Source organism: Leptotrichia sp. OH3620_COT-345, assembly GCF_003932895.1.
In the GTDB taxonomy this organism is placed as follows: domain Bacteria; phylum Fusobacteriota; class Fusobacteriia; order Fusobacteriales; family Leptotrichiaceae; genus Pseudoleptotrichia.
Window position 1 is genome coordinate 1 of the sequence record NZ_RQYW01000005.1, and the last position, 25707, is coordinate 25707.

At 30.9% G+C, this 25707-nt stretch carries 26 protein-coding genes and 2 pseudogenes; 25 read left to right on the top strand and 3 right to left on the bottom strand.

Translation table 11 applies throughout. The features are described 5' to 3' along the window. On the top strand, positions 1 to 855 hold an 855-nt coding region (locus EII29_RS04055; RefSeq protein WP_368665476.1), incomplete at its 5' end, for a MurR/RpiR family transcriptional regulator. Between the two features lie 319 nt (positions 856 to 1174). On the opposite strand, the gene EII29_RS04060 is transcribed toward EII29_RS04055, so the two are convergent. Continuing rightward, complete coding sequence (locus tag EII29_RS04060) at positions 1175 to 2134, bottom strand: dipeptidase (protein ID WP_125236267.1); 960 nt, start codon at positions 2132 to 2134, stop codon at positions 1175 to 1177. A gap of 19 nt (positions 2135 to 2153) precedes the next feature. After that, a complete protein-coding gene (locus EII29_RS04065) occupies positions 2154 to 3107 on the bottom strand; it encodes an LD-carboxypeptidase (RefSeq protein WP_125236268.1) in 954 nt (317 codons plus the stop codon). Between the two features lie 258 nt (positions 3108 to 3365). Here EII29_RS04065 and EII29_RS04070 point away from each other — a divergent pair, with 258 nt between their 5' ends. The 11 genes from EII29_RS04070 to EII29_RS04120 all read left to right on the top strand — a co-directional run bounded on the left by EII29_RS04070 (position 3366) and on the right by EII29_RS04120 (position 14358). Further along, a complete protein-coding gene (locus tag EII29_RS04070) occupies positions 3366 to 4061 on the top strand; it encodes an N-acetylmannosamine-6-phosphate 2-epimerase (protein ID WP_125236269.1) in 696 nt (231 codons plus the stop codon). Between the two features lie 406 nt (positions 4062 to 4467). Next, on the top strand, positions 4468 to 6084 hold the full coding sequence (locus tag EII29_RS04075; protein ID WP_125236270.1) for a PTS transporter subunit EIIC: 1617 nt from the start codon (positions 4468 to 4470) through the stop codon (positions 6082 to 6084). Next, positions 6081 to 6539, top strand: a complete 459-nt coding sequence (locus EII29_RS04080; RefSeq protein WP_125236271.1) for a YhcH/YjgK/YiaL family protein — start codon at positions 6081 to 6083, stop codon at positions 6537 to 6539. The genes EII29_RS04075 and EII29_RS04080 overlap by 4 nt, the downstream gene beginning before the upstream one ends. Positions 6540 to 6762: 223 nt before the next feature. After that, positions 6763 to 7689, top strand: coding sequence for a GntR family transcriptional regulator YhfZ (yhfZ, locus tag EII29_RS04085; RefSeq protein ID WP_125236272.1), 927 nt, complete (start codon positions 6763 to 6765; stop codon positions 7687 to 7689). 52 nt (positions 7690 to 7741) lie between these two features. Further along, the gene (locus tag EII29_RS04090) at positions 7742 to 8104 is read left to right on the top strand and encodes a PRD domain-containing protein (RefSeq protein ID WP_125236273.1); all 363 of its coding nucleotides are present in this window, start codon (positions 7742 to 7744) and stop codon (positions 8102 to 8104) included. Between the two features lie 19 nt (positions 8105 to 8123). Continuing rightward, a complete protein-coding gene (locus tag EII29_RS04095) occupies positions 8124 to 8483 on the top strand; it encodes a DUF2620 domain-containing protein (protein ID WP_125236274.1) in 360 nt (119 codons plus the stop codon). Positions 8484 to 8512: 29 nt separating this feature from the next. Further along, positions 8513 to 9847 (top strand): YhfT family protein, encoded by a 1335-nt coding sequence (locus EII29_RS04100; RefSeq protein ID WP_125236275.1) that lies wholly within the window; start codon positions 8513 to 8515, stop codon positions 9845 to 9847. Positions 9848 to 9881: 34 nt separating this feature from the next. Then, the gene (locus EII29_RS04105) at positions 9882 to 10754 is read left to right on the top strand and encodes a phosphotriesterase (protein ID WP_125236276.1); all 873 of its coding nucleotides are present in this window, start codon (positions 9882 to 9884) and stop codon (positions 10752 to 10754) included. Positions 10755 to 10834: 80 nt separating this feature from the next. Further along, positions 10835 to 11938 (top strand): aminotransferase class V-fold PLP-dependent enzyme, encoded by a 1104-nt coding sequence (locus EII29_RS04110; RefSeq protein WP_125236277.1) that lies wholly within the window; start codon positions 10835 to 10837, stop codon positions 11936 to 11938. 6 nt (positions 11939 to 11944) lie between these two features. After that, complete coding sequence (locus EII29_RS04115) at positions 11945 to 13105, top strand: alanine racemase (protein WP_125236278.1); 1161 nt, start codon at positions 11945 to 11947, stop codon at positions 13103 to 13105. Positions 13106 to 13143: 38 nt separating this feature from the next. Next, positions 13144 to 14358, top strand: a complete 1215-nt coding sequence (locus tag EII29_RS04120) for a phosphopentomutase (protein ID WP_125236279.1) — start codon at positions 13144 to 13146, stop codon at positions 14356 to 14358. Between the two features lie 323 nt (positions 14359 to 14681). Here the strand turns inward: EII29_RS04120 and EII29_RS04125 are convergent, their stop codons facing one another. Beyond that, complete coding sequence (locus EII29_RS04125) at positions 14682 to 15311, bottom strand: NAD(P)-dependent oxidoreductase (RefSeq protein WP_125236280.1); 630 nt, start codon at positions 15309 to 15311, stop codon at positions 14682 to 14684. A gap of 286 nt (positions 15312 to 15597) precedes the next feature. On the opposite strand from EII29_RS04125, the gene EII29_RS04130 reads away from it, so the two are divergent. The 13 genes and pseudogenes from EII29_RS04130 to EII29_RS04175 all read left to right on the top strand — a co-directional run bounded on the left by EII29_RS04130 (position 15598) and on the right by EII29_RS04175 (position 25704). Beyond that, positions 15598 to 15924, top strand: a complete 327-nt coding sequence (locus EII29_RS04130) for a helix-turn-helix domain-containing protein (protein WP_125236281.1) — start codon at positions 15598 to 15600, stop codon at positions 15922 to 15924. A 199-nt stretch (positions 15925 to 16123) separates the two neighbouring features. Beyond that, positions 16124 to 16785: pseudogene (locus EII29_RS12785) on the top strand (PTS transporter subunit EIIC). Positions 16786 to 16804: 19 nt separating this feature from the next. After that, the gene (locus EII29_RS13000) at positions 16805 to 17590 is read left to right on the top strand and encodes a glucose PTS transporter subunit EIIB (RefSeq protein ID WP_255411015.1); all 786 of its coding nucleotides are present in this window, start codon (positions 16805 to 16807) and stop codon (positions 17588 to 17590) included. A 161-nt stretch (positions 17591 to 17751) separates the two neighbouring features. Then, complete coding sequence (locus EII29_RS04140; protein ID WP_125236282.1) at positions 17752 to 18150, top strand: MurR/RpiR family transcriptional regulator; 399 nt, start codon at positions 17752 to 17754, stop codon at positions 18148 to 18150. Positions 18151 to 18361: 211 nt separating this feature from the next. Continuing rightward, complete coding sequence (locus tag EII29_RS13005; RefSeq protein WP_255411009.1) at positions 18362 to 18595, top strand: hypothetical protein; 234 nt, start codon at positions 18362 to 18364, stop codon at positions 18593 to 18595. 25 nt (positions 18596 to 18620) lie between these two features. Continuing rightward, positions 18621 to 19685, top strand: a pseudogene (locus EII29_RS04145) (6-phospho-alpha-glucosidase). A 45-nt stretch (positions 19686 to 19730) separates the two neighbouring features. Continuing rightward, positions 19731 to 20489 (top strand): N-acetylglucosamine-6-phosphate deacetylase, encoded by a 759-nt coding sequence (locus tag EII29_RS04150; RefSeq protein ID WP_125236283.1) that lies wholly within the window; start codon positions 19731 to 19733, stop codon positions 20487 to 20489. Between the two features lie 36 nt (positions 20490 to 20525). After that, complete coding sequence (locus EII29_RS04155) at positions 20526 to 20942, top strand: amidohydrolase family protein (RefSeq protein WP_148096403.1); 417 nt, start codon at positions 20526 to 20528, stop codon at positions 20940 to 20942. Between the two features lie 233 nt (positions 20943 to 21175). After that, positions 21176 to 23008: a PAS domain-containing protein gene (locus EII29_RS04160; RefSeq protein WP_125236285.1), complete on the top strand. Its 1833-nt coding sequence runs from the start codon at positions 21176 to 21178 to the stop codon at positions 23006 to 23008. A gap of 165 nt (positions 23009 to 23173) precedes the next feature. Continuing rightward, complete coding sequence (locus tag EII29_RS13010) at positions 23174 to 23497, top strand: ATP:cob(I)alamin adenosyltransferase (protein ID WP_255411010.1); 324 nt, start codon at positions 23174 to 23176, stop codon at positions 23495 to 23497. Positions 23498 to 23499: 2 nt separating this feature from the next. After that, the gene (locus EII29_RS13015; protein WP_255411011.1) at positions 23500 to 23664 is read left to right on the top strand and encodes an ATP:cob(I)alamin adenosyltransferase; all 165 of its coding nucleotides are present in this window, start codon (positions 23500 to 23502) and stop codon (positions 23662 to 23664) included. Between the two features lie 426 nt (positions 23665 to 24090). Continuing rightward, positions 24091 to 25212: an NADH-dependent flavin oxidoreductase gene (locus EII29_RS04170; RefSeq protein ID WP_125236286.1), complete on the top strand. Its 1122-nt coding sequence runs from the start codon at positions 24091 to 24093 to the stop codon at positions 25210 to 25212. Positions 25213 to 25260: 48 nt separating this feature from the next. After that, positions 25261 to 25704, top strand: coding sequence for a MarR family winged helix-turn-helix transcriptional regulator (locus EII29_RS04175; RefSeq protein WP_125236287.1), 444 nt, complete (start codon positions 25261 to 25263; stop codon positions 25702 to 25704). The last annotated feature ends 3 nt before the right edge of the window (positions 25705 to 25707 follow it).

Consider the following 25707-nt stretch of genomic DNA (forward strand, 5'->3'; position numbering starts at 1 on the left):
AAACAGAAGAAAATATCAGTCTGTAAATATAAGGTGATAAAAATGAAATATATTAATATTATAGAGTCATTTTATCCTTCTTTAAGTAAACAGGAAAAAAAAGTGGCTGACTACATTTTTGAAAAAAAAGGTCAAATAAGTTATCAATCTTTACAGGAAATTGCAAAACAGATAAAAGTAGGAGAAGCTACCATTGTAAGATTTGTAAAAAAAATAGGATTTAACGGATTTCAAGATTTAAAACTGCATATTGCAAAAGAAGATTTTCCTATAATAGAAACAGGATATGAGGATTATATTGACAATATTCAGGCTAATATAAATAATACAATAACAAATACAAAATCTCTGATTAACAGAAAACAATTGGATAAATCAATATCTGTCATAGGGAAATGTGAAAGATTATTTTTTTACGGAGTGGGAGCTTCAGGAATTGTTGCAAGAGAATTACAGAATAAATTTTTAAGATTCGGAAAAGCCGGAACAGCTTATACGGATAGTCATTTTCAAATAATGAATGCAGCGATAACTACATCGAAAGATGTAATAATAGCAATCAGCTTATCAGGTTCAACAAATGATATTATAGAATCTCTGGAAATAGCTAAAAAAAATAAGGTGAAAATAATTGCAATTACAAACCATATTCTATCTCCAATAGCTCAACTTGCAGATTATGTTCTTCTTACTGCAGGAAGGGAAACATTGTTGGACGGGGGTTCTCTTATTGCTAAAATATCACAGCTTTATGTTGCTGATATACTTTGTACAGGTTATGCTTTGAAAAATAAGGAAGAAGCTTTAAAAATGAAGCATAATACCGCACAGGCAGTATTGTCAAAAAATAAATAAGGGAATGTCTCCAATCTTTTTTGTAAAAAAGCGGTTAGATAAAAAAATTTAACTTAAATTTTATATATATATTCAAAAAACATCTATTTATTGTAAAAATAAAAAGAATGTTTTTTCGGTATTTATTTTTGTATTTTTTCATATTGAAAAATTTGAATGTCGAAAGTCAGATAGAAAAATTGTAATAATTAATTGAAATAATTCTTTATGGGAAAAAATAAACTGAATCAAACAGTTTTATTAAATTAATAAATTCGGATTAAGTAAATAATAAAATTATGAGGGTAATATAAGCCCTCATAAATTTTTATAAAATTTTTTATTTTCCTCTCACTCTTTTAAAAAAAGAAAAGAAGTTTTTATAAGCTATGTTTTCGATTTCTTCTTTTGAATATCCACGCTTTTCCAAAGCAGATTTTACATTTTTAATTTGAGTTACATCGTAGATTCCATTTAATCCTTCATCTTCGTCATCAGGGGTATTGTAGTATTCGGCGAAATCAAAACCGAATCCAACTTTATCGAGACCTATTTTCTCTGCAATATATTCCATATGATTTAAAAGCATATCCAGATTTTTTTCATTTTCATTTTTACTGACAAATCCATGATAACTGTTTAATCCAATCATTCCGTTTCTTTCTCCGATACATAAAATCTGCTCATCATTTAAATTTCTCATCGAAGAACAAAGAGTTCTGGAATTGGAATGGGAAGCAAAAAATGGTTTTTTTGAGTATTTTGCAATGTCCCAGAAAGTTTTATCATTAGCATGAGAGACATCAAGTAGAATACCTAAGTTCTCAATAATTTCAACAGCTTTTATTCCTAAGTTTGTCAATCCTCTATTTTCATCGCCGCGCTGACCTGTAGCAAAAGCGTTTTGTTCATTCCATGTCATACCGATATGTCTTACACCTAATCTTTCCAAAAGATATAAATAATCAAGATTTGAACCTATACCGGGCAGTCCTTCTATTCCTAAAATAATTCCGAATTTATTTAAAGTTTGGGCTTTTTCAAAATCTTCTGTATTTTTTATAATATGAACAATATCCTTTGAATAATAAAGTTCTTCACTCATTGAACATAGGTTTTGAAAAAAAAGTTCTTCAGGATCAGAGGTTTTAAAGACATCTATATAAATAACGAAAATTCCGCCTGAGAGACCTCCTTTTATAAATCTGTTCTTATATTTTTTTCTTATTATGTCCTTATTTCCTTTTATATATTCCCGATGATTATCAGTCCATACATCAGCGTGCATATCAAAAAACATTGTATATCACCTTTCTTTTTTAAATTTTTTCAAAAAATATTTCTTTAGTTTGAGTATTTATAGTACATACAGAGCCTAAAGGTAATGTCGCCATAAAAGGCTTACCGTGTCCTGACTCTATTCCGTAAATAACAGGTTTGTCATAATCTTTAAAAAAATCATTAAATAATTCATTCAGTTCGTATATTTCATCATTTGAAGTTTTGTAGGTATTGCTACAGTCAGCAAAATTTCCGAGTATAATTCCATGGCAATCGTCTAATTTTCCGGAATATTTCAAATGTGTCAACATCCTATCAATAGAGCCTGTTTTTTCATCAACATCTTCAAGAAAGAGAATTTTCCCTTTAGTATCTATCTCATACGGGGTTCCTAAAGTGGAAACGGAAATAGCCAAATTTCCTCCAATAAGTGGACCTTTTACTGTTAATGATGAATTAGTCAGATTGTTTTCATTCAGTAAATGAAGTTTTTTGTTTTCAGGTTCTTTATATTTCCACTTTTCTTTTTCTAAGGCTTCAAAAAGAGAAATTTCAGTGTAACTGTTAAAATCATTGAACATATTTGATTTTACCATAGGGCCGTGGTATGTCCCCAAGTTGCATTTCTGATTAAAAACAATATGTAAATTTGTAATATCGCTGTATCCTACAAATACTTTCGGATTGTTTTTTATAAGATTGTAATCAATTTTATCTAAAAGCTGTGAAGCTGAATAGCCGCCTTTTACACAAAAAATACCTTTAATATCGTTTCTTGAAAATGCTTCATGTAAATCTTGTACACGAACTTCAGGATTTCCGGCCATATAGCCTCCATAATTTTCATAGAGACTTTTTCCCATTATAGGAAAAAATCCTAATTTTTCGATTACTTTACAGCATTTTTTTATATCTTCATCAGCAATTATAGGTGAAGAAGGGCAAAGTAGGAATACTTTATCTCCTTTTTTTAAAGAATTCGGGAAATTCATATGTTTTTTCTCCTTTTTGTACATTTTCAGTAATCATAATAAATCATTTTATTATACATTATTTTAAGTGAGTTTTAAATATGTAAAATATTTTTCTTTTATAAAAATTATTACTGTACCTAGAATCTTATTATCAATTGTAAAATTTTTTTTTAAAAAAAATATAAAAAATGAAATTTTTTTCTGTTTTTCTATTTACAAAATCAAAAAATGAGGTAAAATAATGGTATATAAAGTGAAAGGTGTAAAAGGTGCGAAATGAGTAAAAAAGAAATATTTCAAAAAATAAAAAGAAAATTGATAGTTTCCTGTCAAGCATTACCTGAAGAACCGTTATATATTGAAAATGGAACAATTATGCCTTTAATGGCACTTGCAGCAAAACAGGCGGGAGCGGCAGGAATAAGGACAAATGGAAAAAGAGATGTGGAAGAAATAAAAAAACTTGTAGATTTACCAATTATAGGATTGATAAAAAAGAAATATGAGGGATTTGAACAATATATAACCGTTACAATGAAAGAAATAGAAGATTTAATAGAAGCTAAATCCGATATAATTGCTTTAGATTGTACTATGAGAAAGAGAGTTGACCGAAAAACGATAAATGAATTTATAGCGGAAATAAAAGAAAAGTATCCTGAAATAATATTAATGGCTGATATATCCACTTTTGAAGAAGGGATAAACGCTGAAAAAGCGGGAGCTGACTTAATCGGAACTACATTGAGCGGGTATACTCCATATAGTAAAAAAATTGAGGGACCGGATTTTGAACTGGTGGAAAGATTAGTAAAGGAAGTAAAAATCCCTGTGATAGCGGAAGGAAGAATACATGAACCAAAACAGGCAAAGCAAATGCTAGATATAGGGGCTTATGCAGTAGTAGTAGGAGGAGCTATAACGAGACCTTTTGAAATAGCATCAAGATTTGTTGCGGAAATAGAAAAATAAAAAATTTCTGAAAATATCTCATAAATTATAAAATAGATTTATTTTATAATTATACTTTTAAAAAAATTTCAATGTAGGAAAATAATAAAATGATAAATAAGCGAAATAAATACAAAATTAAAATATTGAATAAAAATCTGATATTAAAATTATTTTAATAGAAAAGACACAAAAGAAGCATTAAAAAATTGTTGCCCGGATGAAAAAAATCTTTGATTTTTTAACTAAGTAAAATATTTTTAAGTATAAGACAGTTTATATTGAATAGTGAAAAATAAAGAAAATAATAAAATTTCATAAAAATTAAAAATAAGTTTGCAAAGAAAGGAGAAAAGATTATTTTATAAAAATTGTAAAAAATAAGTACAATAAAAGTTTTTAAAAATAATCTTAAATGTAGGAAATTATGAAAAATAATTTTTTTTCAGTATTACAGAAGATAGGGAGAGCTTTTATGTTGCCTATAGCTGTATTACCAATGGCGGGAATACTTTTAGGGGTGGGAGGTTCATTCACAAATCCTGTACTGATACAGACATATAATCTTACTTTTTTAAAAGAAGGAACCATTTTAAACTATATAATGCAATTATTTTCCAATACGGGATTATTTGTATTTGCAAATCTTCCTTTGCTGTTTGCAGTGGGCGTAGCTATAGGTCTTGCCAACAAAAACAAAGAAACAGCGGCTTTATCAGCAGTTCTCGGATTTTTACTTTTCCATACAATAATAGGAACTATTTTAACATTTCAGGGAATAACTCCTGAAGCAATGACTTATGAGACCCTTATATCTAAAGGACTTAGTGAAGCTGCAGCAAGAGGAACGGCGGCACTTTATTCAAGAGAACTGGGAATATTTACATTACAGACGGGAGTATTTGGAGGAATAATCTGCGGTATAGTTGCAGCAGGAATTACAAATAAATTTTCAGGTAAAGTATTACCCGACTATTTGGCATTTTTTAGCGGAAACAGACTTGTTCCTGTTATGACAATCATACTATTTATACCTGTGGCGGCAATATTTCCGTTTATATGGCCGACTGTATTTATGGGAATTGTAAAAGCCGGAGAAATATTTGCGGCAACAGGAGCTGTAGGAACATTCTTTTACGGATTTACAATGAGAATACTCAATGTATTCGGATTACATCATGCCATATATCCATTATTCTGGTATACACAGCTTGGAGGATATGAGGAAGTTGCAGGTAAAATGGTTGCAGGAGGACAGAATATATTTTTTGCCCAACTTGCCGATCCTACAATAAAACACTTCAGTGCAGCAGCCACAAAAACAATGACGGGAGGATTTTTACCTATGATGTTCGGACTGCCTGCTGCAGCTCTGGCAATGTACAAAACAGCAGAAAATAAAAATAAGGCTGCAATAAAAGGTATACTTATATCAGCAGCATTAACATCATTTCTGACAGGTATAACAGAACCTATAGAATTCACATTTTTATTTGTTGCTCCGATATTATATGTGATTCATGCATTACTTGAAGGATTGGCATATATGCTGATGTATGTGTTGAACGTTGCTGTGGGAATTACATTTTCAAGGGGAATAATAGACTTTACGTTTTTTGGGCTTTTGCAGGGGACTGCTAAGACCTCTTATTACTGGATTCTTATATTAGGTCCTGTGTATGCGGTTATTTATTATTTTGTATTTAAAGTTTTAATATTGAAATTTAATATTTCGACTCCCGGAAGAGGCGAAGGAGAAAATAAGCTTTATACAAGAAAAGATTATGATGCTTCCAAAGAAAAAAATGAATTTATAGATGAGATTGTACTATCACTGGGAGGAGTCGAAAATATAGAAAATATAGATGCCTGTATTACAAGACTGAGGGTTACTGTAAAGGATTCTGATAAAGTGTCGGAGGATATCAGATGGAAAGAGTTGAATGCCAAAGGAGTTATAAGATCAGGGAATGGAATACAGATAGTATATGGAACACAGGCTGAAATATATAAAAATAAAATAAGGGAGAAATATAAAATATGATTTTTACAAATTTAAAAGACAGTCTTCAAAATGAAAGTCTTTCAAAAGAAATAAAAAAATGTATTGAATTTACAAATAAAAATAAAATTGAAGAGTATGAAGCAGGAGTTTATGAGGTTCCCGGAACTGATATGAAAATGAATGTAGGACATTATACTACAAAAGCGGAAAGTGAATGTTTTTGGGAAACTCATCTGAAATATATTGATGTTCAGGTCATGCTTAAAGGAGAAGAATATATAGCCTTTAATAATGTCCATAATCTCAAAAAAATTAAGACGGATGAGAAAAATGACCTTATAGAACACGAAGGAGATGAACTATTCAGAGTTTTAATGAAGGAAGGAGATGTTCTTATTCTTTATCCTGAAGATGCACATATGCCCGGAGTAAAAGTCAATGAGCCTATTTCTGTTAAAAAAGTTGTATTTAAAATAAAAGCGGAAAAAATTTAAGATTTAAAAAAGTTATTTCATTAAAAATAAAAATAGAAATATAAAAAGAGGCAATTTTTTGATAAGTTAAATTATCATTTTAAAATTGTCTCTTTCTTTCTTGAATGTTTTTATAAAAAATATTATTTTTAGTCTTGACTTTTTGAAATTTTAGGGTATAATCTAATTAAATATAAATTTTCAAAAAAATGAAAATTAAAAAAAATAAGGAAAAGGTGGAATTATGAAAAAAGAAAAAGAGAAAAAAGAAAAAAAAATGAGCAAAAATAATCGCGCCATTTTATCAATCGCAAGAGAACTTTTATTTTCCAAAGTAGGGGAAAGAATTCCGTCAGTAATTGATTATTCACAAAAGTATGAAATTTCTGTGGGACTTATTCAGAAAGCATTTGTCTATTTACAGGATGAAGGAGCTGTAGAATTTGAAAAAAGAGGGGTTCTAGGTTCATTTGTAAAAAAAATAAACAATGATATTCTTTTAGAAAAGAGTGACCTTGATATCCTTGTAGGAGTTATGCCGTTACCTTATTCAAAAAGATATGAAGGGCTTGCAACAGGTATAAAGAATAATTTCCAGAACAATAATCTGGATTATTACTTTGCATATATGAGCGGTTCAAAAATAAGAATGGATTTACTTAGAAAAGGAGTTTATGATTTTGCTGTAGTATCTAAACTTGCATACAAGCTTGAAAGAGAGAAAAATAAGGATATTGAAGCTATATTTGAATTCGGAGAAAACAGCTATGCTTCAAAACATGTTCTTTTTAAAGCACCGGGCGTAAAAAAAATACAAAAAGTGGGAATAGATAGAAACTCTGAGGATCAGAAATATTTAACTAAAAAATGTCTTGAAGGTTCTGACTACATTTATGTAGAAATAGATTATAATGAAACTGCAAAATTACTTAAAAATAAAGTTGTAGATGCAATTATATGGAATTTTGACAAAATTGAAGAAAAACAGATTGACATAGACTATGAAGAACTCCCTCAAAATAAAATGTTAAGACATGCAAGTGAAGCGGTACTCATAGTAAACAGCAATAATGAAAATCTGAAAAGATTGGCAAAAAAAATAATAGACATGAACTATATTAAAGAAATACAGAAAAGTGTAATGGATAATAGAATGTTACCTACTTACTAATTTTTAGTACTTTTAAAAATTTAGAAAAACGTATAAAGAGGTTTCATAGAGAATGGAAAAATTAAAATTTAGACTGGAAATATTGAAAAATTCCGGTGTAATAGATGAAGAAATATACAGAACAGTGACAGATTTAATAATATATTTGAATGAAAAATGGGGAATCATACTAACTGAAGATAATGGGGCAATGTTTATAACTCACTTGTCAATGGCGTTAAAAAGAATAAAGAAAGGTGAAAGTGTAAATAATGTTGATTATGAAGTGTTTCAGGAAATATTAATGTCAGATAAAATTACGGAAATTGAAAAAATTTATGAAGATATTGAAAAAAATATTTTTAATAAAAAATTACCTGAAGAAGAGAAAAAATATATTCTGATAAATTTGCTGCTGATTGAAGAGAATAAATAACTTAAGTCAGGAGGAATAAATGAAAATAACAGTAGGAGGGCAAATAGATAAGGAAAATGTTGCGGAATTGCTGAAAAAGTATTTTCCCGAAGGGGAAATAACTATAAAAAGTGATATCGATGCAGCAATGGATATAAAACTGGGAAATGCTGATTATTACTTTGGAGCATGTAATACAGGAGGGGGAGGAGCACTGGCAATGGCTATTGCACTTATAGGAGCAGATAAGTGTGCGACTCTTGCAATGCCCGGAAATGTACTGTCCGAAGAAAAAATAAAAGAAGAAGTGGACAAAGGAAAAATTGCTTTTGGATTTACTCCTCAATCAGCGGAAGAAATTATAAAAACTGTTGCAAGTTTTTTAAAAATAAAAAGCTGATAAATATTCAAAAATGAAGGAGGATAAAAATGGAGAGATTTTTAATAAGTGGAATATTGAGCGGTTTTGCTTCAGTATTGGCGAATTTGGGGGTAGCAGTATTTAACGACGGGCTTAGACCTATGGTTCCGGAATTTTTAGAAGGCAGAATAGACAGAAAAGCATTGGCTGCAACAAGCTTTGCATTGTCATTCGGTCTTGTAATTGGATTTGGGATTCCTTTTTCAATAGGTTCTGCAATTATACTTATACACAGTATTTTACTTGGAACTGATATAATAGGCGTATCTACTCCAAGAAATAAAACAGGCACGGTAATGGCGGGGATAATAGGTGCTTTATACGGAATAGGATTAGTATTCGGACTTGAGAAAATAGTGGAACTGTTCAGTAAAATGCCTATTGATTTTTTGCCGAGTCTGGCTAAAGTAGGAGCTCCGATAATAGTCGGATTTTCCGTATTCCCTGCATTAGTAGTAGGATATCAGTACGGAGCTAAAAAGGGAGCATTTACACTTATAACTGCATTACTTGTAAGACAGATTACAACAGTTTTCGGTAAAATACCTGTTTCTCAAAATGTGAATATTACTTTAAATTCTGACGGAATGGCTCTTCTTATAAGTGTCATTATAATGCTTGTTTTTGCAATAAGTGATAAAGAAACTGAAAAAACGGATTCTAATAAAATGTTAGTTGGGATTTTTTCAGCAAGAGTCGCCAGAGTCAAAAAAAATATAATTCCTCTTTCAATAATGGGTGGACTTATAGCAGCTGCATGTAGTCTGAGAATTGTCGCAGGAGATCCCATATCTCTAAAACTATTAACGGAAACATTGAAAGGTATGGCAGCAGGAGATATCCGGAACTTTGAAGCAGGTCTTGTAGCTTTAGCAAGGAGTATAGGATTTGTACCGTTAGTGGCTACTACTGCGATAACGACAGGAGTATATGGGCCGGCAGGAATGACCCTTGTTTTTGCAGTAGGAATATTTATTAAAAATCCGATTATTGCTTTTTTTGTAGGAACATTAATTCTTGCATTGGAAATATTTCTTCTTGAGTTTATAGCTAAAACTCTTGATAAATTTCCGGGAGTAAAAGCTTGTGGAGACCATATAAGAACATCAATGACGAAAGTTCTCGAAATTTCTTTATTGGTGGGAGGAATGATTGCTGCAAATGAAATGGCAGGAGGAAACGGATTAGGTTTTCTTTTTGTCAGCGGATTCTATTTATTAAACAAAACTTCAAAAAAACCTCTTGTAGATATGGCTGTAGGTCCTGTTGCTACTATACTTTTCGGAATAATATTAAATATACTGTATGTGCTTCAGTTATACGTACCTGTTGCAGTGAAATAGTAAATATAAAAATATTGACAAAAGGAGCGGAAATATGTTGAAAGACGGTTATACTCTGATGCATGAACATATTTTTATAGATTTGTCGGGGATAAAAAAACTTGATGATTGCAGATTGGACTGTAAAAATGAGACAATAGACGAATTTAAAGAGCTATATAAAAACGGAGTAAGAAATATAGTAGATGTGACTAATATAGGAATGGGAAGAAATATAGATTATATAAAAGAAGTTTCTGAAAAGTCTGGGATAAACATAATATGTGCAACAGGATTTTATAAAGAGCCTTTTTATCCTGATTTTGTTTATGAAAAAAGTGAGAAAGAACTGTCTGAGATAATGAAAAAGGAAATTTTGGAAGGAATAGATGAAACAGACGTTAAAGCGGGAATAATCGGGGAAATAGGTTCAAGTAAAGATAAAATAACAGATACGGAATTAAAAGTTTTTAAAGCTGCGATAATTACTCATTTGGAAACGGGAATCCCAATAACTACTCATACTTCTTTAGGTACAATGGGACATGAACAGATTAAATTGTTTAAAGAATACAATGTAAATCTTGATAAAGTTGTAATAGGACATACAGATTTGAGCGGAAATATCGAATATGTTTTAAAAATGTTATATGAAGGAGCATATATAGAATTTGACACAATAGGTAAAAATAATTATATGTCTGATGATATGCGGGTTGAAATTTTAAAAGAAATAGAAAAAAGAGATTTGGAAGATAGAGTTTTCTTATCGTTGGATATTACAAGAAAGTCGAATATGAAGTATAATGGAGGAATAGGTTATAATTATATATTTGATGTATTTATTCCTAAACTGAAAAAAAATGGAATAAAAGACAATTCTATTGAAAAAATGCTGAAAACTAATCCGGAAAAATTTTTTGAATAAATTTAAAATCTAAAAAAGAAATTATAAATTAAGAAAAGTTTATAAAAATCGGACTATAAAAACAATCAGGAGAAAATAAAATGAAAATGTATCCGTTAAATTCTCTTTCAGTTTTAGAAGCTCAAGAAAAGCAGTTCAGATTAGTAGATATTATTACCAAACATATGACAGGAAGTGAATTTCTGGAATTAGGGGATTTAGGGCTGAACAAAGAAATAAATAAACCTGTGAAAACGGAAAAAGTGGAAAAAATCATTGCTAGCTTTTTTAATGCTGAAGATTGTATACTTACAAGAGGGGCAGGAACTCAGGCAATAAGGTGGGGAATTTTATCATCTGTTAAACCGAATGGAAAAATTTTGGTCCATGATGCTCCGATTTATCCCACAACTGAAGTAAATATAAAAAGTATGAACTTAAGTATTATAAAATATAACTTTAATAATTTAAAAGGACTTTCAGAAATTTTAGATGATAAAGAACTGACATTTTGTCTTTTACAACATACTAGACAGAAGCCGGATGACAGCTATGATTTAGGAGAAATTATAAAAAAAATAAAAGAAATAAGAAAAAATATAATAATTCTTACAGATGACAATTATGCAGTAATGAAAGTGGATAAAATAGGCTGTGAGTTAGGAGCAGATCTTTCAGCTTTTTCAACTTTTAAGTTATTAGGTCCTGTAGGGATAGGATGCTTGACAGGAAAAAAAGAGTTTATTGAAAAAGTAAAAAAGATGAATTATTCAGGAGGAGTACAGGTACAAGGATACGAAGCTATGGAAGTACTGAGAGGACTTGTGTATGCACCTGTAAGCCTGGCAATACAGGCACAGGAAAATGAGACATTAGTTAAAGAACTCACTGATAGGAAAAAATATCCTTATATAAAAAATGTATTTCTGGGAAATGCACAATCAAAAGTAGTGTTAGTGGAATTTAAAGAAAATATAGCTGAAAAACTGATAAAATATGCTGAAGAGTTAGGAGCATTACCGAATCCTGTAGGAGCAGAGTCAAAATATGAAATTCCTCCTTTATTTTACAAGGTTTCAGGCACATTCTTAAAAAATGATCCGACTTTAAAAGAAAAAATGATAAGAATAAATCCAAATAGAAGCGGTTCAAAAACTGTTATAAGAATATTGGAACAAGCATACACTAAAATAATGAAGGAGTGATACAACTTGTTTTTGGATGTATTAAGTGAGAAGAATGAGAAACTTATAAATGCGGCATTTGAATTGCATCAGAAAGGATATGTTATGCCTGATAGCTATATAATTGATGTGGATGTATTTTTGGAAAATGCCGGAAAAATACTTAGAGAAGCTGAAAAGTATGATATTAAACTTTATTATATGACAAAACAGATAGGAAGAAATCCTTATCTGGCACGTAAGCTTGAAGAAATGGGATATGCGGGAGCAGTTGTTGTTGATTTTAAAGAAGCTGAATTGTTTATAAATAACGGCTTAAAAATAGGGAATGTCGGACATTTGGTACAGATACCTAAAAGTATGATGAGAAAAATTGTCGAAAATAATCCTGAAATAATAACAGTGTACTCTTATGAAAAAATAAGAGAAGTTTCTGAAACTGCTTTAGAATTGGGAAAAGTTCAGGATGTTATGCTGAGAGTGATAGATAGCAATTCTAAAATTTATCCGGGACAGGAAGCAGGTTTTGAAATAAACGATATAGAGAAAAGTATAGAAAAAATACAAAAATTGAAAGGAATAAATATAAATGGATTGACTTCATTTCCATGCTTTCTCTATGATAATGAAAGTAAAAAAATAAAATATACTGAAAATTTAAAAACAGTAATGAAAGTAAAAAATATTTTAAAGGAGAAATTTAATCAGGAAGTAAAGGAAATTAATATTCCGTCAGCCACATCAATAGAGAATATAAAGCTGATTGCTGAAGCGGGGGGAACACACGGAGAACCCGGACATGCACTGACAGGAACGATTCCTATGGGAGAAAATGGACAAACTATTGAAATACCCGCTTATGTCTATGTATCTGAAATTTCTCATAATTTCAGAGGAAAGGGATATTTTTATGGAGGAGGATACTATAGGCGTTCCAATATAAAGAATGTTTTAGTAGGTAGGAATTTTTCAGAAAGTCATAAAATAGGTGTAAATAAAATAGAACCCGACAATATCGACTATTATTTGGAAATGGAAAAAGAAGGAATCATAAATGATACTGTTTTGAGTTGTTTCAGAACTCAAATGTTTGTGACAAGGTCAACAGTAGTTCTTGTTAACGGTATTCAGAACGGAAAAATTGAAATTATAGGGAAATATACATCTCTCGGAGAAAAAATACAATAATTACAATGTATACAGATAAAGAGTAAAGAGGTGGAAAAATGGAACAGGGACGATTTATAGTAATAGTATTGGACAGTTACGGGATTGGATATATGGAGGATGTATCTGAAGTAAGACCGGCAGATTTAGGTGCAAATACTTGTAAACACATAATAGATAGTATACCTGAGCTGAAACTTGAAAATCTTGAAAAATTAGGTCTGATGAATGCACTTGGAGAAAACTATGGAAAAATGAAGATAAATCCCAAAGCTGTGTTTGGAAAATCTGAACTTATGCACTATGGAGGAGATACTTTTTTAGGTCATCAGGAAATAATGGGGACATATCCTGTGAAACCGTTAACAGCCCCTTTCAGTTATTATATAGATACTGTTTATGAAGCCCTTGTAAAGGAAGATTATAAAGTTGAAAAAATAGGAGAAAAACTTCAATACTTATGGGTGAATGACTGTGTAGCTATTGGGGATAATCTGGAAACGGATTTAGGTCAAGTTTATAATGTGACAGCAACTTTTCAGAATATTTCTTTTGAAGAAGAGCTGAAAATAGGTCAAATTGTAAGAAAAATTGTAGAAACTGAAAGAGTGATAGTGTTTGGAGGAACTGAGGCTACAGTGGAAAGCATAAAAGCTGCAAAAGAGGAAAAAAAAGGAAAGTATATAGGAATAAATGCTCCAAAATCAAAAGTTTATGAAAAAGGATATATGGTTCGGCATTTAGGTTATGGAATAAACCCTGAAACACAGGTTCCAACAATTCTAGGAAAAGAAAATATACCTGTAATACTTGTAGGAAAAGTTGCCGACATTGTATTCAATGAGCAGGGGAAAAATTTTATGAACCTTGTAGATACTGATGAAATATTTAGTATTACCCTTTCGGAAATAGATAAACTTAAAAAAGGTTTTATATGTGTCAATATTCAGGAAACAGACCTTGCAGGACATGCTGAAAATCCCCGAAAATATGCCGAAGTACTTAAAATAAGTGACGAATATATAGGAAAAATAATTGAAAAATTAAATGAAAATGATATATTGATAATCACAGCAGATCACGGAAATGATCCGACAATAGGTCATTCCCAACATACAAGGGAAAATGTACCTATACTTATTTATAAAAAAGGTTTGGAAAATGTGAATATCGGTCATAGGAAAACTATGTCCGATATAGGAGCAACAGTAGCGGAATATTTTAAAACGGAAAATCCTGAAAATGGAAAAAGCTTTTTGAATATATTAAAATAAATGGTAAAATAGAATTAAAAATCAAATCTGTCCTTAGTTATTGTTAAATAAGGACAGATTTTTATTTATTAAAGAAATAAATCTGAAGTTAATAATAAATATAATTAAAATTCCATAAAAATTTTAGAATTTATTACAAACAAGAAAAATAAATTAATTTATAAATATTGGGACTATTATTTTAAATTTAATGTATACTTTACATATTCCTATGCACTTTTTTTAATTTCTTTATCACTTAATTCGTATTCCGCTCTGAACAAAGCAAAGTGAGGAAGTAGTTTGAAATGTGCTAAAGTTACGGAAGGTCCCAAAATTTTTTTCTATTTTCTTAGAACAGATATTCTTTTTTTAATATTATTGCCTTTTTCGATTTCATCAAGCATAGCTGAAGCATAATCATTATAGCTTATCTGGCTTTCGCCTTTGTCGTTAACAGTAAATTCTTCTCCTGCTATAATATATTTTCCTGTTTTTTTACCATTTTCGTTAAAATCAGCTGCAGGGCTTATATATGTCCACTGAACGTTATTTCTTTTTCTTAGTTCTGCCAGTCCCTCTGCCATGGCATTTGCTACAGGCTTGTACTCTTCAGGGAAATCAGGAGTATTCAATAATTGGAGTTTATGTTCCTTGTCCATGTATAGACTTCCTGCTCCACCTACTACCAGTAAACGTGTATTTTTTCCTGACAGAAGATTACTTAAATGTTGTAGAGATGTAGTGTGCTGAACCAGCATTTCAAGAGTCCATGCTGAAAATGCCGTAATTACTATATCAAAATTTTCTAAATCCTTTTCTGTAAGGTGAAATAAATCTTTAAGAATAGCATCTCCTGCCACACTTTTATTTTCGTTACGAACTATTGCCGTTACTTTATGTCCTCTATTTACCGCTTCTTTAACAATACGGCTTCCTACTTTTCCATTAGCACCTATAACTGCTATTTTCATATAATTTTATCCTCTCTATTTTTTTATATAAATAAATTATATATTGTTCAGTTTCAAATGTAAAGTATGCACTTTTTAGTAGTATAGTTTCATTTAAGAAACTTTTAAGTAAAAATAGTATTTATAGAGAAAAAATATTTATTATAGTATTTATATTTATAATTTATTTAGAAAATTTATTATTTATAAAGTTAAAAAATATAGTATAATATCTATAAGTATCTTTTTGTAAGTTAGTATATTTATAAAAGATACAGAAATTTTAAAATAGAAAGAAGGAATATATATGGATAAAAAAGCATTCCCTTTATGCCCTGTTGAAATAACACTGATGATGATTTCAAATAAATGGAAAGCACTTATTATAAGAGAGTTGCTTGGAGGGACAAAGAGATTCAATGAACTGAAAAAAAATATAAATAATATTTCTCAGAAAGTTTTGACTTCAAATTTAAGGGAAATGGAAAAAAGCGGATTACTGACAAGAAAAGTATATCCTGAAGTACCTCCGAAAGTGGAATATACATTGACGGAAATAGGAAAAAGTCTAAACTCCGTGTTGGGAGAAATGTACAAATGGGGAGAGAATTATAAAAGTGACCAAAGTCAGTGAAAATGACTAAAATACTTTGAAATGTATAAACGAAATAAAAACGGCAAGTAGTATTGAAAAAGTAGAAATAATGTAGTATACAATAGTAATTAATATAAATAGGGAGGAGATTTTAATGGAAAAAGGAAAAATTTCTGAAGAAGTACAAAGATTTGGAAGATTACTGTTACTGCCTATTGCGGTCATGGCACCTGTAGGGATGTTACTGGGAATTGTCAATGTTTTTACTCAATCTTACCTGATTTCCAAGATCCCCATATTAGGAACTCTCGGAATCAAACTGTTTCTATCATCTATAAAAGATTCTCTGGGAATAATTTTCAGTAATATCCCTGTCCTGTTTGCAATGGGAGCGACTTACGGTGTTTCAAGAAAAGAAAAAGGAATAGCTGTATTTTCTATGGTAATTTCTTATTTTGTATTAATTGCAAGAACAAATGTATACTTGAAAGTCAGCGGAACTTTAGTCGAAGATAAGAGTTTAATGGAAAGAGCGGGTCAGACAATAGTGTTAGGGATACAGGCAGTCAGAATGGATGTTTTCGGAGGAATCCTGAGCGGACTTACCGCAGCCATACTTACTGACAGATTTTATAAAACTCAGTTGCCTACTGCCTTTGCTTTTTTTCCGGGAAAAAATTAGTACCGATATTATCAATATTCATATCTGCAATATTATCACTCATAATAACTCCTGTTTGGGGACTGTTCAATAAACTTCTGGCAGGAATGTCAGTCGTTCTGCTTAATCCTTTAGGTTCTTTTATAAATATAATAATGGTAAGACTGATGATTCCGTTCAGTCTACATCATACATGGAGTTCTCTCCTCAGACTTACCGAGGCGGGGGGGAGTATATGAAATTGGAGGAAAAACATATATCGGAGTACTTCCTGCCGCAAATAAAATCATATTCAAACTGGGACCTAACAGTGCTGAATGGGCAATGATGCCTCAATTGTCAAGATTTTTGGCACAGAATCAGATGATAGTCACATTATTTATGTTTCCGGGGATAGCTTATGCAATGTATAAGACAGCCTATGTAAAAAACCGGCCTTTTGTGAAAGGAATATTGACAACAATGGTATTGACGGCTTTTTTAGGAAATATCACCGAACCAATGGAATTTTCATTTTTATTTATATCGCCTGTTTTATATATAATATATATTCTGATAGGAGCGACAGGCTCATTAGCTCTATACTTTATGGGGACGGCAGTAGGATATATAAGAGGAACCACATTTGACTTTATAATATTTGGAGTTATGTATGAAAATAGCAAATTTTACAATGTCATAATAGTCGGTTTGATAACAATGTTTTTAAGCTACTTCATCTTTAAATGGTATATAGAAAAAAGAAATCTTGCAACTCTGGGAAGAGAAGAGGAAATAAGTGACAGTAAACTTTTGAGTGAAAAAAAATATAAGGAAATAGCGGAAATAGTAATTGAAGCATTGGGGGGAAGAGATAACATAGTACATGTGGATAACTGTATATCAAGATTAAGAATAGATTTGAAAAGTATGGATGTGATAAATAGAGAAAAGTTGAAAAAAAGTGGAACTTTAGGAATATTTTCTCCAAGTAAGAATCACATACATGTAGTATTTGGATCACATGTGGAATTTGTAAGAAATGAAATAGATGAATTAATATAAGAGATTAAAAATGAATAATGTATTCAGAAATTATGACAAACTGAATGCAACTGATATAAAAATTTTGCAATACATAATTAAAAATACTGAGGAAATTCAAAAAACGACCGTTAAGGAGCTGTCATAGAAATTATATGTTTCAAAAATTACAATAATAAATCTTGCAAAAAAAATTAGGATACGAAGGTTATTCCGAATTAAGGTTCTCCTTAAAGAGAATTTCAGAAAAAATTATTGAAAGGGAAGAAAGAGAGTGTAAAACAGATGAGAACAATGACCCTTTTGAAGAAATTTCTCACGAAGTAAACAGGACATTGATGATACAAGACAGAGAGAAAATCAGAGAAGTTGTAAATAAAATATTGAAATCAAAAATTGTTTATGTAGTCTCAAGAGTTTCGTCAATACATGCTGGAGAATATTTAACTTCAAGATTAAGAATTTGTAAAATAAAAACTATATTCATTTCTGATGTAAATTTATTGGATACGATAATTGAACATATGACTTCAGAAGAAGTAATAATTTTTCTGTCCCAATCAGGGGGGAGACGAAAATAATAGTCAAAACGGCTAAGAAAGCTAATCTGTTAAGTCTTGAAACAATAGCCGTTACTTCATTCGGAGAAAACGAACTTCATAAACATTGTGTAAACAACTTGTATTTTATGCCAATAAAATTAACACGAAAAATGACGACTTAGTTTGAGAATAGGAATGAATATAGTAACTTAGCTTTTAATTGAATATATTAAAAAGGAAGTGTTTAAAAATGGATAGAAAATCTATGAAAGTGGTTATTGTAGGGGCAGGAAGTACAAGAACACCCGCACTGATAGGAAGTATCATAAAATTGAAAGATAGATTTCCGTTGAAAAAGCTTGGATTTTATGATATTGATATGAACAGGGTAGAGAAAATACGAGTTTATATGGAGCTAATGATGAAAACTTACTCTCCTGAAACAGAACTTTTATTTACAGTAAATAAAGCTGAAGCATATTAAAGATATTGATTTTGTATTTTGTCAGATAAGGTCGGGAGGAAGCGAATATAGAAGCTACGATGAAAAGATACCTTTAAAATACGGAGTTATAGGTCAGGAAACTTGCGGACCGGGAGGATTTGCTTATGGAATGAGGTCCATAAACGATATGATAGAAATGGTAAAAGATGTGAGAAAACATTCTGAAAAGGCATGGATTCTGGACTATACCAATCCCGCCGCAATAGTGGGTCTTGCTTTGCAAACTGTTTTTCCCGATGACACAAGAATGATGAGTATATGTGATCAACCTTATTCCATGCTGAAAACTTTTGCCAAAATTTTAGAAGTACCTCAGAAAGAGCTGAAGCCCAGATACTTCGGACTTAATCATTTTGGATGGTTTACAAATCTTTATTACAGGGAAAAGGACTTACTGCCTAAATTGAAGGAGGATATAAAAGTTCACAATTTTAAGCCTTATAATGCTGAATAGAGAGATAAATCATGGCTTGAGACTTATCTGAATGTAAATAAAATGATGAAGTATTTTGATGATTATATCCCGAATACATATTTACAATATTATTTTTTCGGAAATGAACTTGCAAAAAAAGAAAATCCTGAATATACAAGAGTAGACGAAGCTAAAAACGGACGTGAAAAGAAAGTTTATGAAATATGCAGAAAAGCTGAAGAACAGGGAACATTGGGAAATCTCCCGTTTTTAATAGGTGAAATTCATGGAAATATGATGGTAGAAATAGCTGAAAGCATTGCTTATGATTTAAATAACGAATTTGTACTTATGATGAAAAACGAAGGAATAATAAAAAATCTTGACAGAAATATGCTTGTAGAAGTGGGAGCGAAGCTTGGAAAAGACGGAGCAGCTCCTTATGGCTATGATAAAATCGGAGATTTTTACAAAGCTCTTATAGACAATCAGTATATGTATGAAAAACTTACAGTTGAGGCATGTTTTGAAAATAACTATAAAAAAGCTTTGCAGGCACTTACATTAAACAGAACTGTCATAAATCCCGAAACAGCAGAGCTGATACTAAATGATTTAACGGAAGTCAATAAAAAATACTGGAATTTAAAATAGAAAAGTATTCTGTAGGAAATATTAATTTAAGGAGACGAACTTATAATGTTTATATATTCTGAAAATATTTATACTCCTGAAGGAATAAGAAAAGGGTATATTAAGATAAAAGATAAAAAGATTACGAGTATTCAGGAAAAAATAAACATAAACGAAAATATCGGTGAAGAAATCCTTGATTATAAAGACTGTTATGTTATTCCCGGCTTTATAGACAATCATATACACGGCTGGGGAACCGGTTCGTTCTGGAAAGACGGAACGGTAGAAGCAATCTATAATATGAAAAAGGATCTTGTAAAAGAAGGAACGACTTCCTTTTTAGGAACAACGGGAGCCAGTTCCATTCAAAAAATAAGTAACACACTGAGAGCGGCTAAGGAAGTTTTGGACAGGGAAAATTTGAAAATAATCGGAGCGGAACTCATAGGAGTTCATCTTAAAGGGCCTTTTATAGGAAAAGAGTACAAAGGAATGCAGAAAGAGGAATGTTGCATAGAGCCGGATATTAATATTTTAAAGGAATTTTCAGATATTATAGGAGAAGAAAATATAAGACTTATTACCCTTGCACCTGAATTAAAAGGTGCTGAAGAAATGATAAGATATTGTAGGAGAAAAAATATTGCCTTGCAGGCAGGACATACTTCAGCTACTTTTGATGATATGAATAAAGCGGTAGAGGCGGGGATTAACGGTGTTACCCATACATATTCGGCAATGAGGGGATTTCATCATAGGGAGTTTGGAGTGGTCGGAGCAGCTATGTATTTTGATGAACTGTATACGGAATTTTCAAAGTAGACAGGATTGACAGTAAAGCCCGAAGCTTTTGATATTATGTATAAATTAAAAGGTGCTGATAAAATGTTGCTTACGACAGATGCAGTAGGGCTTTCAAGAGGTGAAAAGGAATTTTACCATTATATAAGAAAGGTCAAATTCATACCCGAAAGAGAAAATATAAGAATAATGTATGATGACGGCTGGGAAGAAGTAAGAAGCAGAACCGATTATGAAAGTATAAAAGACTTGGAATTGGGATTTTTAGGTTCAGTAAAAAATATTTTGAAAAGAAAAAAGTATTCCCTTGAAGAAATAGTCAAAATGTCTTCCTACAATGCTTCAAAATATATAGGAATATATGACAGAAAAGGAAGTATAGAAATAGGAAAAGATGTAGACATTGTAGTTTTGGATGAAAATTATGATTTGGAATGTACTGTATGCAGAGGAAAAATAGAATTCAAAAAGTAAATGTTATTATTAAATTTTGTAAAAATAACAAAGGTCATTGGAGAAATCCGTATGACCTTTTGTTGAATTTTTGTCTTTTATTTTTATGACTTATAAAAAGTGTATCATAAGTTACATTTTTCAATTGAAAAATATGGTATAATTAGATTAAAATAAAACTTTTATAATCAAATAATTTTATTGTTAAATGATATTGTTGATTATAAAAAAATAATAAAGGCGGTGCATTTTAAATGGCAAGGGATATGAAAGAACATTTGAATATTGATTTTGAAATGATCAAAAAAATGACTGAAATAAAAAAAAATTATATTGAAGGAAAAACTGATTATGAAACAACAAAAAGACTTATAAAACAGAATTTTACAAAAATTACTCCTGAAGAGTTTGCTTATTCTGAACAGAAGATAAAAGATCTTGGATTTGATGATAATACCGTGCATGATAAAATGAATGATGTTCTAGGTTTATTTGAAGAAGTAATGGTAAGGGAAACTCCGGACTTACCTGAAGGTCATCCGATAAATACTTATCTTATGGAAAATTTTGTCATAAAAGAACTAATTGCTGAAATGAAAGATGAAGCCGATAATAAATTTATAAAAAATAAATGGCTTGAATTTTATGAAAAGCTTTACGAATTCAATAAACATCTTTCAAGAAAACAACACCAGCTATTTTCAATGCTTGAAAAAAAAGGATTTGATAGACCGTCAAGAATAATGTGGAGCTTTGATAATGCAGTAAGAGATAGCATAAGTGAAGCGAGAAGGCTTTTAAATGAAGACAGAGTGGAAGAGTTTATGGAGCAACAGAAACTTGTATGGGAACTCACACTTGATATAATGAATAAAGAAGAGGAAGTTCTTTACCCGACATCATTAAAGCTGATTACTGAAGATGAGTTTAAGGAAATGAGGATAGGTGACGATGAGATCGGATATTGTTTAATTGATAAGCCCAAAGGATTTTATCCTGAAAGTAAAGAAATCAAAATTGAAAATCTGAACATGGAAGAAAATAAATCCAAGTTTATGAATGATTTGGTAAATCTTCTTTCTAAATATAATGTGGGAGAAACCGATAATTCAAAAAATGCGAATGAAGTTTTTGATGTGAGACAGGGTAAATTGACATTGGAACAGATAAATTTGATTTTCCGTCATATGCCTGTGGATCTATCCTTTGTAGATGAAAATGAAATAGTAAAATTTTATACTGATACAAAACATAGAGTGTTTCCAAGAAGTGCAGGAGTTATAGGACGAGATGTAAAAAACTGCCATCCGAGGGAGAGTGTATCTACTGTACAGGAAATAATAGAAGCATTCAAAAATGGGGAACAGGATGAAACTGATTTCTGGTTGGAAATAAACGGGAAATTCATATATATTACTTATGTAGCAGTAAGAAATGAAAAGGGAGAATTTAAAGGTGTTCTTGAAATGATGCAGGATGTTACAAAAATAAGAAGTCTGACAGGAAATCGAAAACTTCTTACGTGGGAAAATCCTGTAAAGAAAACAAAGGAAGAAGATAGCGGCATACAGTCTGTAAAAATAGAAAATATCAGTAAGTTTGGCTTTGATGAAAATTCTGTAATAGGTGACATAATAGACAGATATCCATATATAAAGGAATTCATGCCTACATTGGCACCTGAATATACAAAACTTCTTGATCCTGTCCAGTATATGATAATGTCCAAAGTAGCAACTCTCGATATGATAGCTGAGCGTGGGGGCTTTAAAGTTTCCGAGCTGATAGGGAAAATAGAAGAAAGAATAAAAAGAGAAAACGATAAATCCGAAGAAAAGTCTGTTAATAAAGGAAAATATGGATTTACGGAAAAAACTGTAATAAGTGACATAATAGACAGATATCCATATATAAAAGAGTTTATGCCCACACTGTCTCCTGTTTATAAAAGACTTCTGAATCCTGTCCAGTATATGATAATGTCCAAAGTAGCGACCCTTGATATGATAGCTGCACGCGGAGGTTTTGAAGTTTCTGAATTTATTGAAAAAATAGAAGGAAAAATAATCGAAGAAGAAAATAAGTAAATATGTTATAATAAATAACTGAATCATATAAACGATATTCGGAAAAATATTATAAAACCTGAAAACAAGGGGAATTTACATATGAAAGTCTATACTAAATATGGAGACGAGACAAAGGATTTACAAGACTGTATGGAGGATCGTGTCAGTTAGACACATGTACGTGTGGAAGCATACGGAACTATGGACGAAGTTTCTTCCATGCTAGGCTTGGTTATTGCCAAAATGCGGAATTATCTTGAATTAAAAGACATTAAGGAAGAATGTGAACATATACAGCAGCAGCTTTTTGACTGTGGAAGCGATCCGGCCATTCCCTGTGAGTTAAGCCCTTATAAGCAGACCGAAGAAGATACCCGATGGTTGGAAGAATGTATGGATAAACATATTCCTTTATTACCTAAACTGGAATATTTTATTATATCCGGAGAAAGTAAAATTTCAGCCGAATTTCATATGCTGAGGACTGCCGTAAGAAGACTGGAGTGAGAATGGTAGCGGTAATAGAAGCCGATGAGGCTGTGAATGAAACGGGACTGATATATATAAACAGACTTTCAGATTATTTCTTTGTAACTGCATGCTTAATAAATCTCAGATTGGGAGTAAATGAAACCGTGTATAAACGAAGTGGGAAAGTATTTAAAAATAAATAAAAGTTTCTGCTTAAGTGTTTTTATAAGATTGTTTTGTATAAAATTTATAAAATTAACGAAAAATAGTTGAAAAATAGGGGATTGTTATTACCCCTATTTTTTGTGGTGAAATCATAAACAGATACAAAAAAATTTTTAATCATCAGTTTACCGTTATATTAAAAAATTAATAACGAAAATAAAATTATTTTATAAGTTGGAGACAGTTTTTAAATTAGAATTTATATTTTTATCAGTTTTATAAAAAATAGATTGTATATTAGAGAATTTTTATTAGATTTAATAGATATTAAATCTAATATTTTAATGTAATATAAATTTTCATAATTTCCTTGACAAAATTAATTCTATATAGTAATATTCTATATAGAATTATATTGTAGAAAATTATAAAAATAAGTTTATCAAAATAGGAAGGAGTATCAAATGAATAAAAATTATGAAAAATTATTTGAAACTTATAAGTTCAAATCAGGAGCAACTCTTGAAAACAGAATTTTAATTGCTCCGATGACAACTACATCAGGATTTGAAAACGGAATGACAACCATAGATGAACTGAATTATTACAGTAGACGCTCAGGAGGTGTGGGAGGATTTATAACCGCTTGTGCTTATGTTGAACGTATAGGAAAATGTTTTCCCGGAGGAATTGCAGCTGATGATGATGCCTACATTTTAAGTCTTGAAAAAATAGCAAATACAATAAAATCAAAAGGAAGTAAAGCTATATTGCAAATTTTTCATGGAGGAAGAATGGTACGCCAAGATACAATCGGAAATAAACAACCTGTAAGTGCAAGCAATATACCGGCAGAATATTTGCCGGATGTTATACCGAGGGAAATGACAGAGATAGAAGTTGAAAATGCTGTTAAAGCCTTTGGAAAAGCCACAAAACGTGCTATTCAGGCAGGCTTTGACGGAATTGAAATTCATGGAGCAAATACTTATCTACTTCAGCAATTTTTTTCACCGCATTCAAACAGACGTCAGGATAAATGGGGCGGAACTTTGGAAAAGCGTATGGAATTTCCGTTAGCTGTGACGGACAAAGTTTTGAAGACTGTAAAAAAATATGCGGATAAGCCATTTATTACGGGATATCGTTTTTCTCCTGAAGAAAATGAAAATCCGGGAATTACCTTAAAGGATACATTTGAACTTATTGACAATCTTGCAAATACAGAATTGGATTATTTACATGTTTCTCTACAAAACTATCGTCAAGGTTCAATACGCAATTCCGAAGACAGTAAACCGGTACTTTTGAGAATAAACAATATAGTTAAAAATCGTATTGCTGTAATAGGAGTAGGAGGGGTAAAAACTCCTGAAGATGCATTGGATATGCTTTCAATGGGGATTCCTCTTGTAGCTTTGGGCAGAGAAATAATTGTAGAACCTGAATGGGTACAGAAAATAAAAAACGGACATGAAAGTGAACTGAAATATTTCCTTGATTTAAACAGAAAAGAAGAACTGTCTATTCCTGATCCTATGTGGAACTACATTCTCAGACGTCAGGGATGGATACCTGTAAAATAAAGAGAAGATATTAAAATTACTAAAAATAGGAAAGGAGAGAATATCCGGATGAAATATAACGGAGGTTTTCTAATAAGTAGAATTAAACAAGTACACGGAAGACTACTTAATAATTTTCTTTCCTGTAAAAATGTAAGAGCATTTAATGCCGAACAGGGCAGAATTTTACATATTTTGTGGGCAAAAGAAAATATAAGTATAAAAGAATTGTCGGTACAAACAGGATTAGCAATTAATACTTTGACTGTTATGCTTGAAAGAATGGAACAAACAGGTCTCATTTATAAAAAGTCCGATGAAAGGGACAGGCGTAAAACTTTGATAAATCTGACAGAATACGCCTACTCTCTGAAAAAAGAGTATAGTTTAATTTCAGAGGAGATAACAGAGATATTTTATAAAGACTTTTCAGATAATGAAGTGGAACAGTTTGAAATATATCTTATGAGAATTTTGAAAAATCTTGAAAATGTAAATAATTGTAAAAAATAAATT

Excerpts from the sequence above, each read along its gene's own strand:
- yhfZ (WP_125236272.1), top strand. The coding sequence starts at position 6,763 with ATGAAAAAAGAAAAAGAGAAAAAAGAAAAAAAAATGAGCAAAAATAAT.
- EII29_RS04150 (WP_125236283.1), top strand. The coding sequence starts at position 19,731 with ATGTTTATATATTCTGAAAATATTTATACTCCTGAAGGAATAAGAAAA.
- EII29_RS04125 (WP_125236280.1), bottom strand. The coding sequence starts at position 15,311 with ATGAAAATAGCAGTTATAGGTGCTAATGGAAAAGTAGGAAGCCGTATT.
- EII29_RS04170 (WP_125236286.1), top strand. The coding sequence starts at position 24,091 with ATGAATAAAAATTATGAAAAATTATTTGAAACTTATAAGTTCAAATCA.
- EII29_RS04175 (WP_125236287.1), top strand. The coding sequence starts at position 25,261 with ATGAAATATAACGGAGGTTTTCTAATAAGTAGAATTAAACAAGTACAC.
- EII29_RS04160 (WP_125236285.1), top strand. The coding sequence starts at position 21,176 with ATGGCAAGGGATATGAAAGAACATTTGAATATTGATTTTGAAATGATC.
- EII29_RS04065 (WP_125236268.1), bottom strand. The coding sequence starts at position 3,107 with ATGAATTTCCCGAATTCTTTAAAAAAAGGAGATAAAGTATTCCTACTT.
- EII29_RS04155 (WP_148096403.1), top strand. The coding sequence starts at position 20,526 with ATGTATAAATTAAAAGGTGCTGATAAAATGTTGCTTACGACAGATGCA.
- EII29_RS04090 (WP_125236273.1), top strand. The coding sequence starts at position 7,742 with ATGGAAAAATTAAAATTTAGACTGGAAATATTGAAAAATTCCGGTGTA.
- EII29_RS04110 (WP_125236277.1), top strand. The coding sequence starts at position 10,835 with ATGAAAATGTATCCGTTAAATTCTCTTTCAGTTTTAGAAGCTCAAGAA.
- EII29_RS04130 (WP_125236281.1), top strand. The coding sequence starts at position 15,598 with ATGGATAAAAAAGCATTCCCTTTATGCCCTGTTGAAATAACACTGATG.
- EII29_RS04060 (WP_125236267.1), bottom strand. The coding sequence starts at position 2,134 with ATGTTTTTTGATATGCACGCTGATGTATGGACTGATAATCATCGGGAA.
- EII29_RS04100 (WP_125236275.1), top strand. The coding sequence starts at position 8,513 with ATGGAGAGATTTTTAATAAGTGGAATATTGAGCGGTTTTGCTTCAGTA.
- EII29_RS04095 (WP_125236274.1), top strand. The coding sequence starts at position 8,124 with ATGAAAATAACAGTAGGAGGGCAAATAGATAAGGAAAATGTTGCGGAA.
- EII29_RS04120 (WP_125236279.1), top strand. The coding sequence starts at position 13,144 with ATGGAACAGGGACGATTTATAGTAATAGTATTGGACAGTTACGGGATT.
- EII29_RS04070 (WP_125236269.1), top strand. The coding sequence starts at position 3,366 with ATGAGTAAAAAAGAAATATTTCAAAAAATAAAAAGAAAATTGATAGTT.
- EII29_RS04075 (WP_125236270.1), top strand. The coding sequence starts at position 4,468 with ATGAAAAATAATTTTTTTTCAGTATTACAGAAGATAGGGAGAGCTTTT.
- EII29_RS13005 (WP_255411009.1), top strand. The coding sequence starts at position 18,362 with ATGGATAGAAAATCTATGAAAGTGGTTATTGTAGGGGCAGGAAGTACA.
- EII29_RS04105 (WP_125236276.1), top strand. The coding sequence starts at position 9,882 with ATGTTGAAAGACGGTTATACTCTGATGCATGAACATATTTTTATAGAT.
- EII29_RS04080 (WP_125236271.1), top strand. The coding sequence starts at position 6,081 with ATGATTTTTACAAATTTAAAAGACAGTCTTCAAAATGAAAGTCTTTCA.
- EII29_RS13015 (WP_255411011.1), top strand. The coding sequence starts at position 23,500 with ATGGTAGCGGTAATAGAAGCCGATGAGGCTGTGAATGAAACGGGACTG.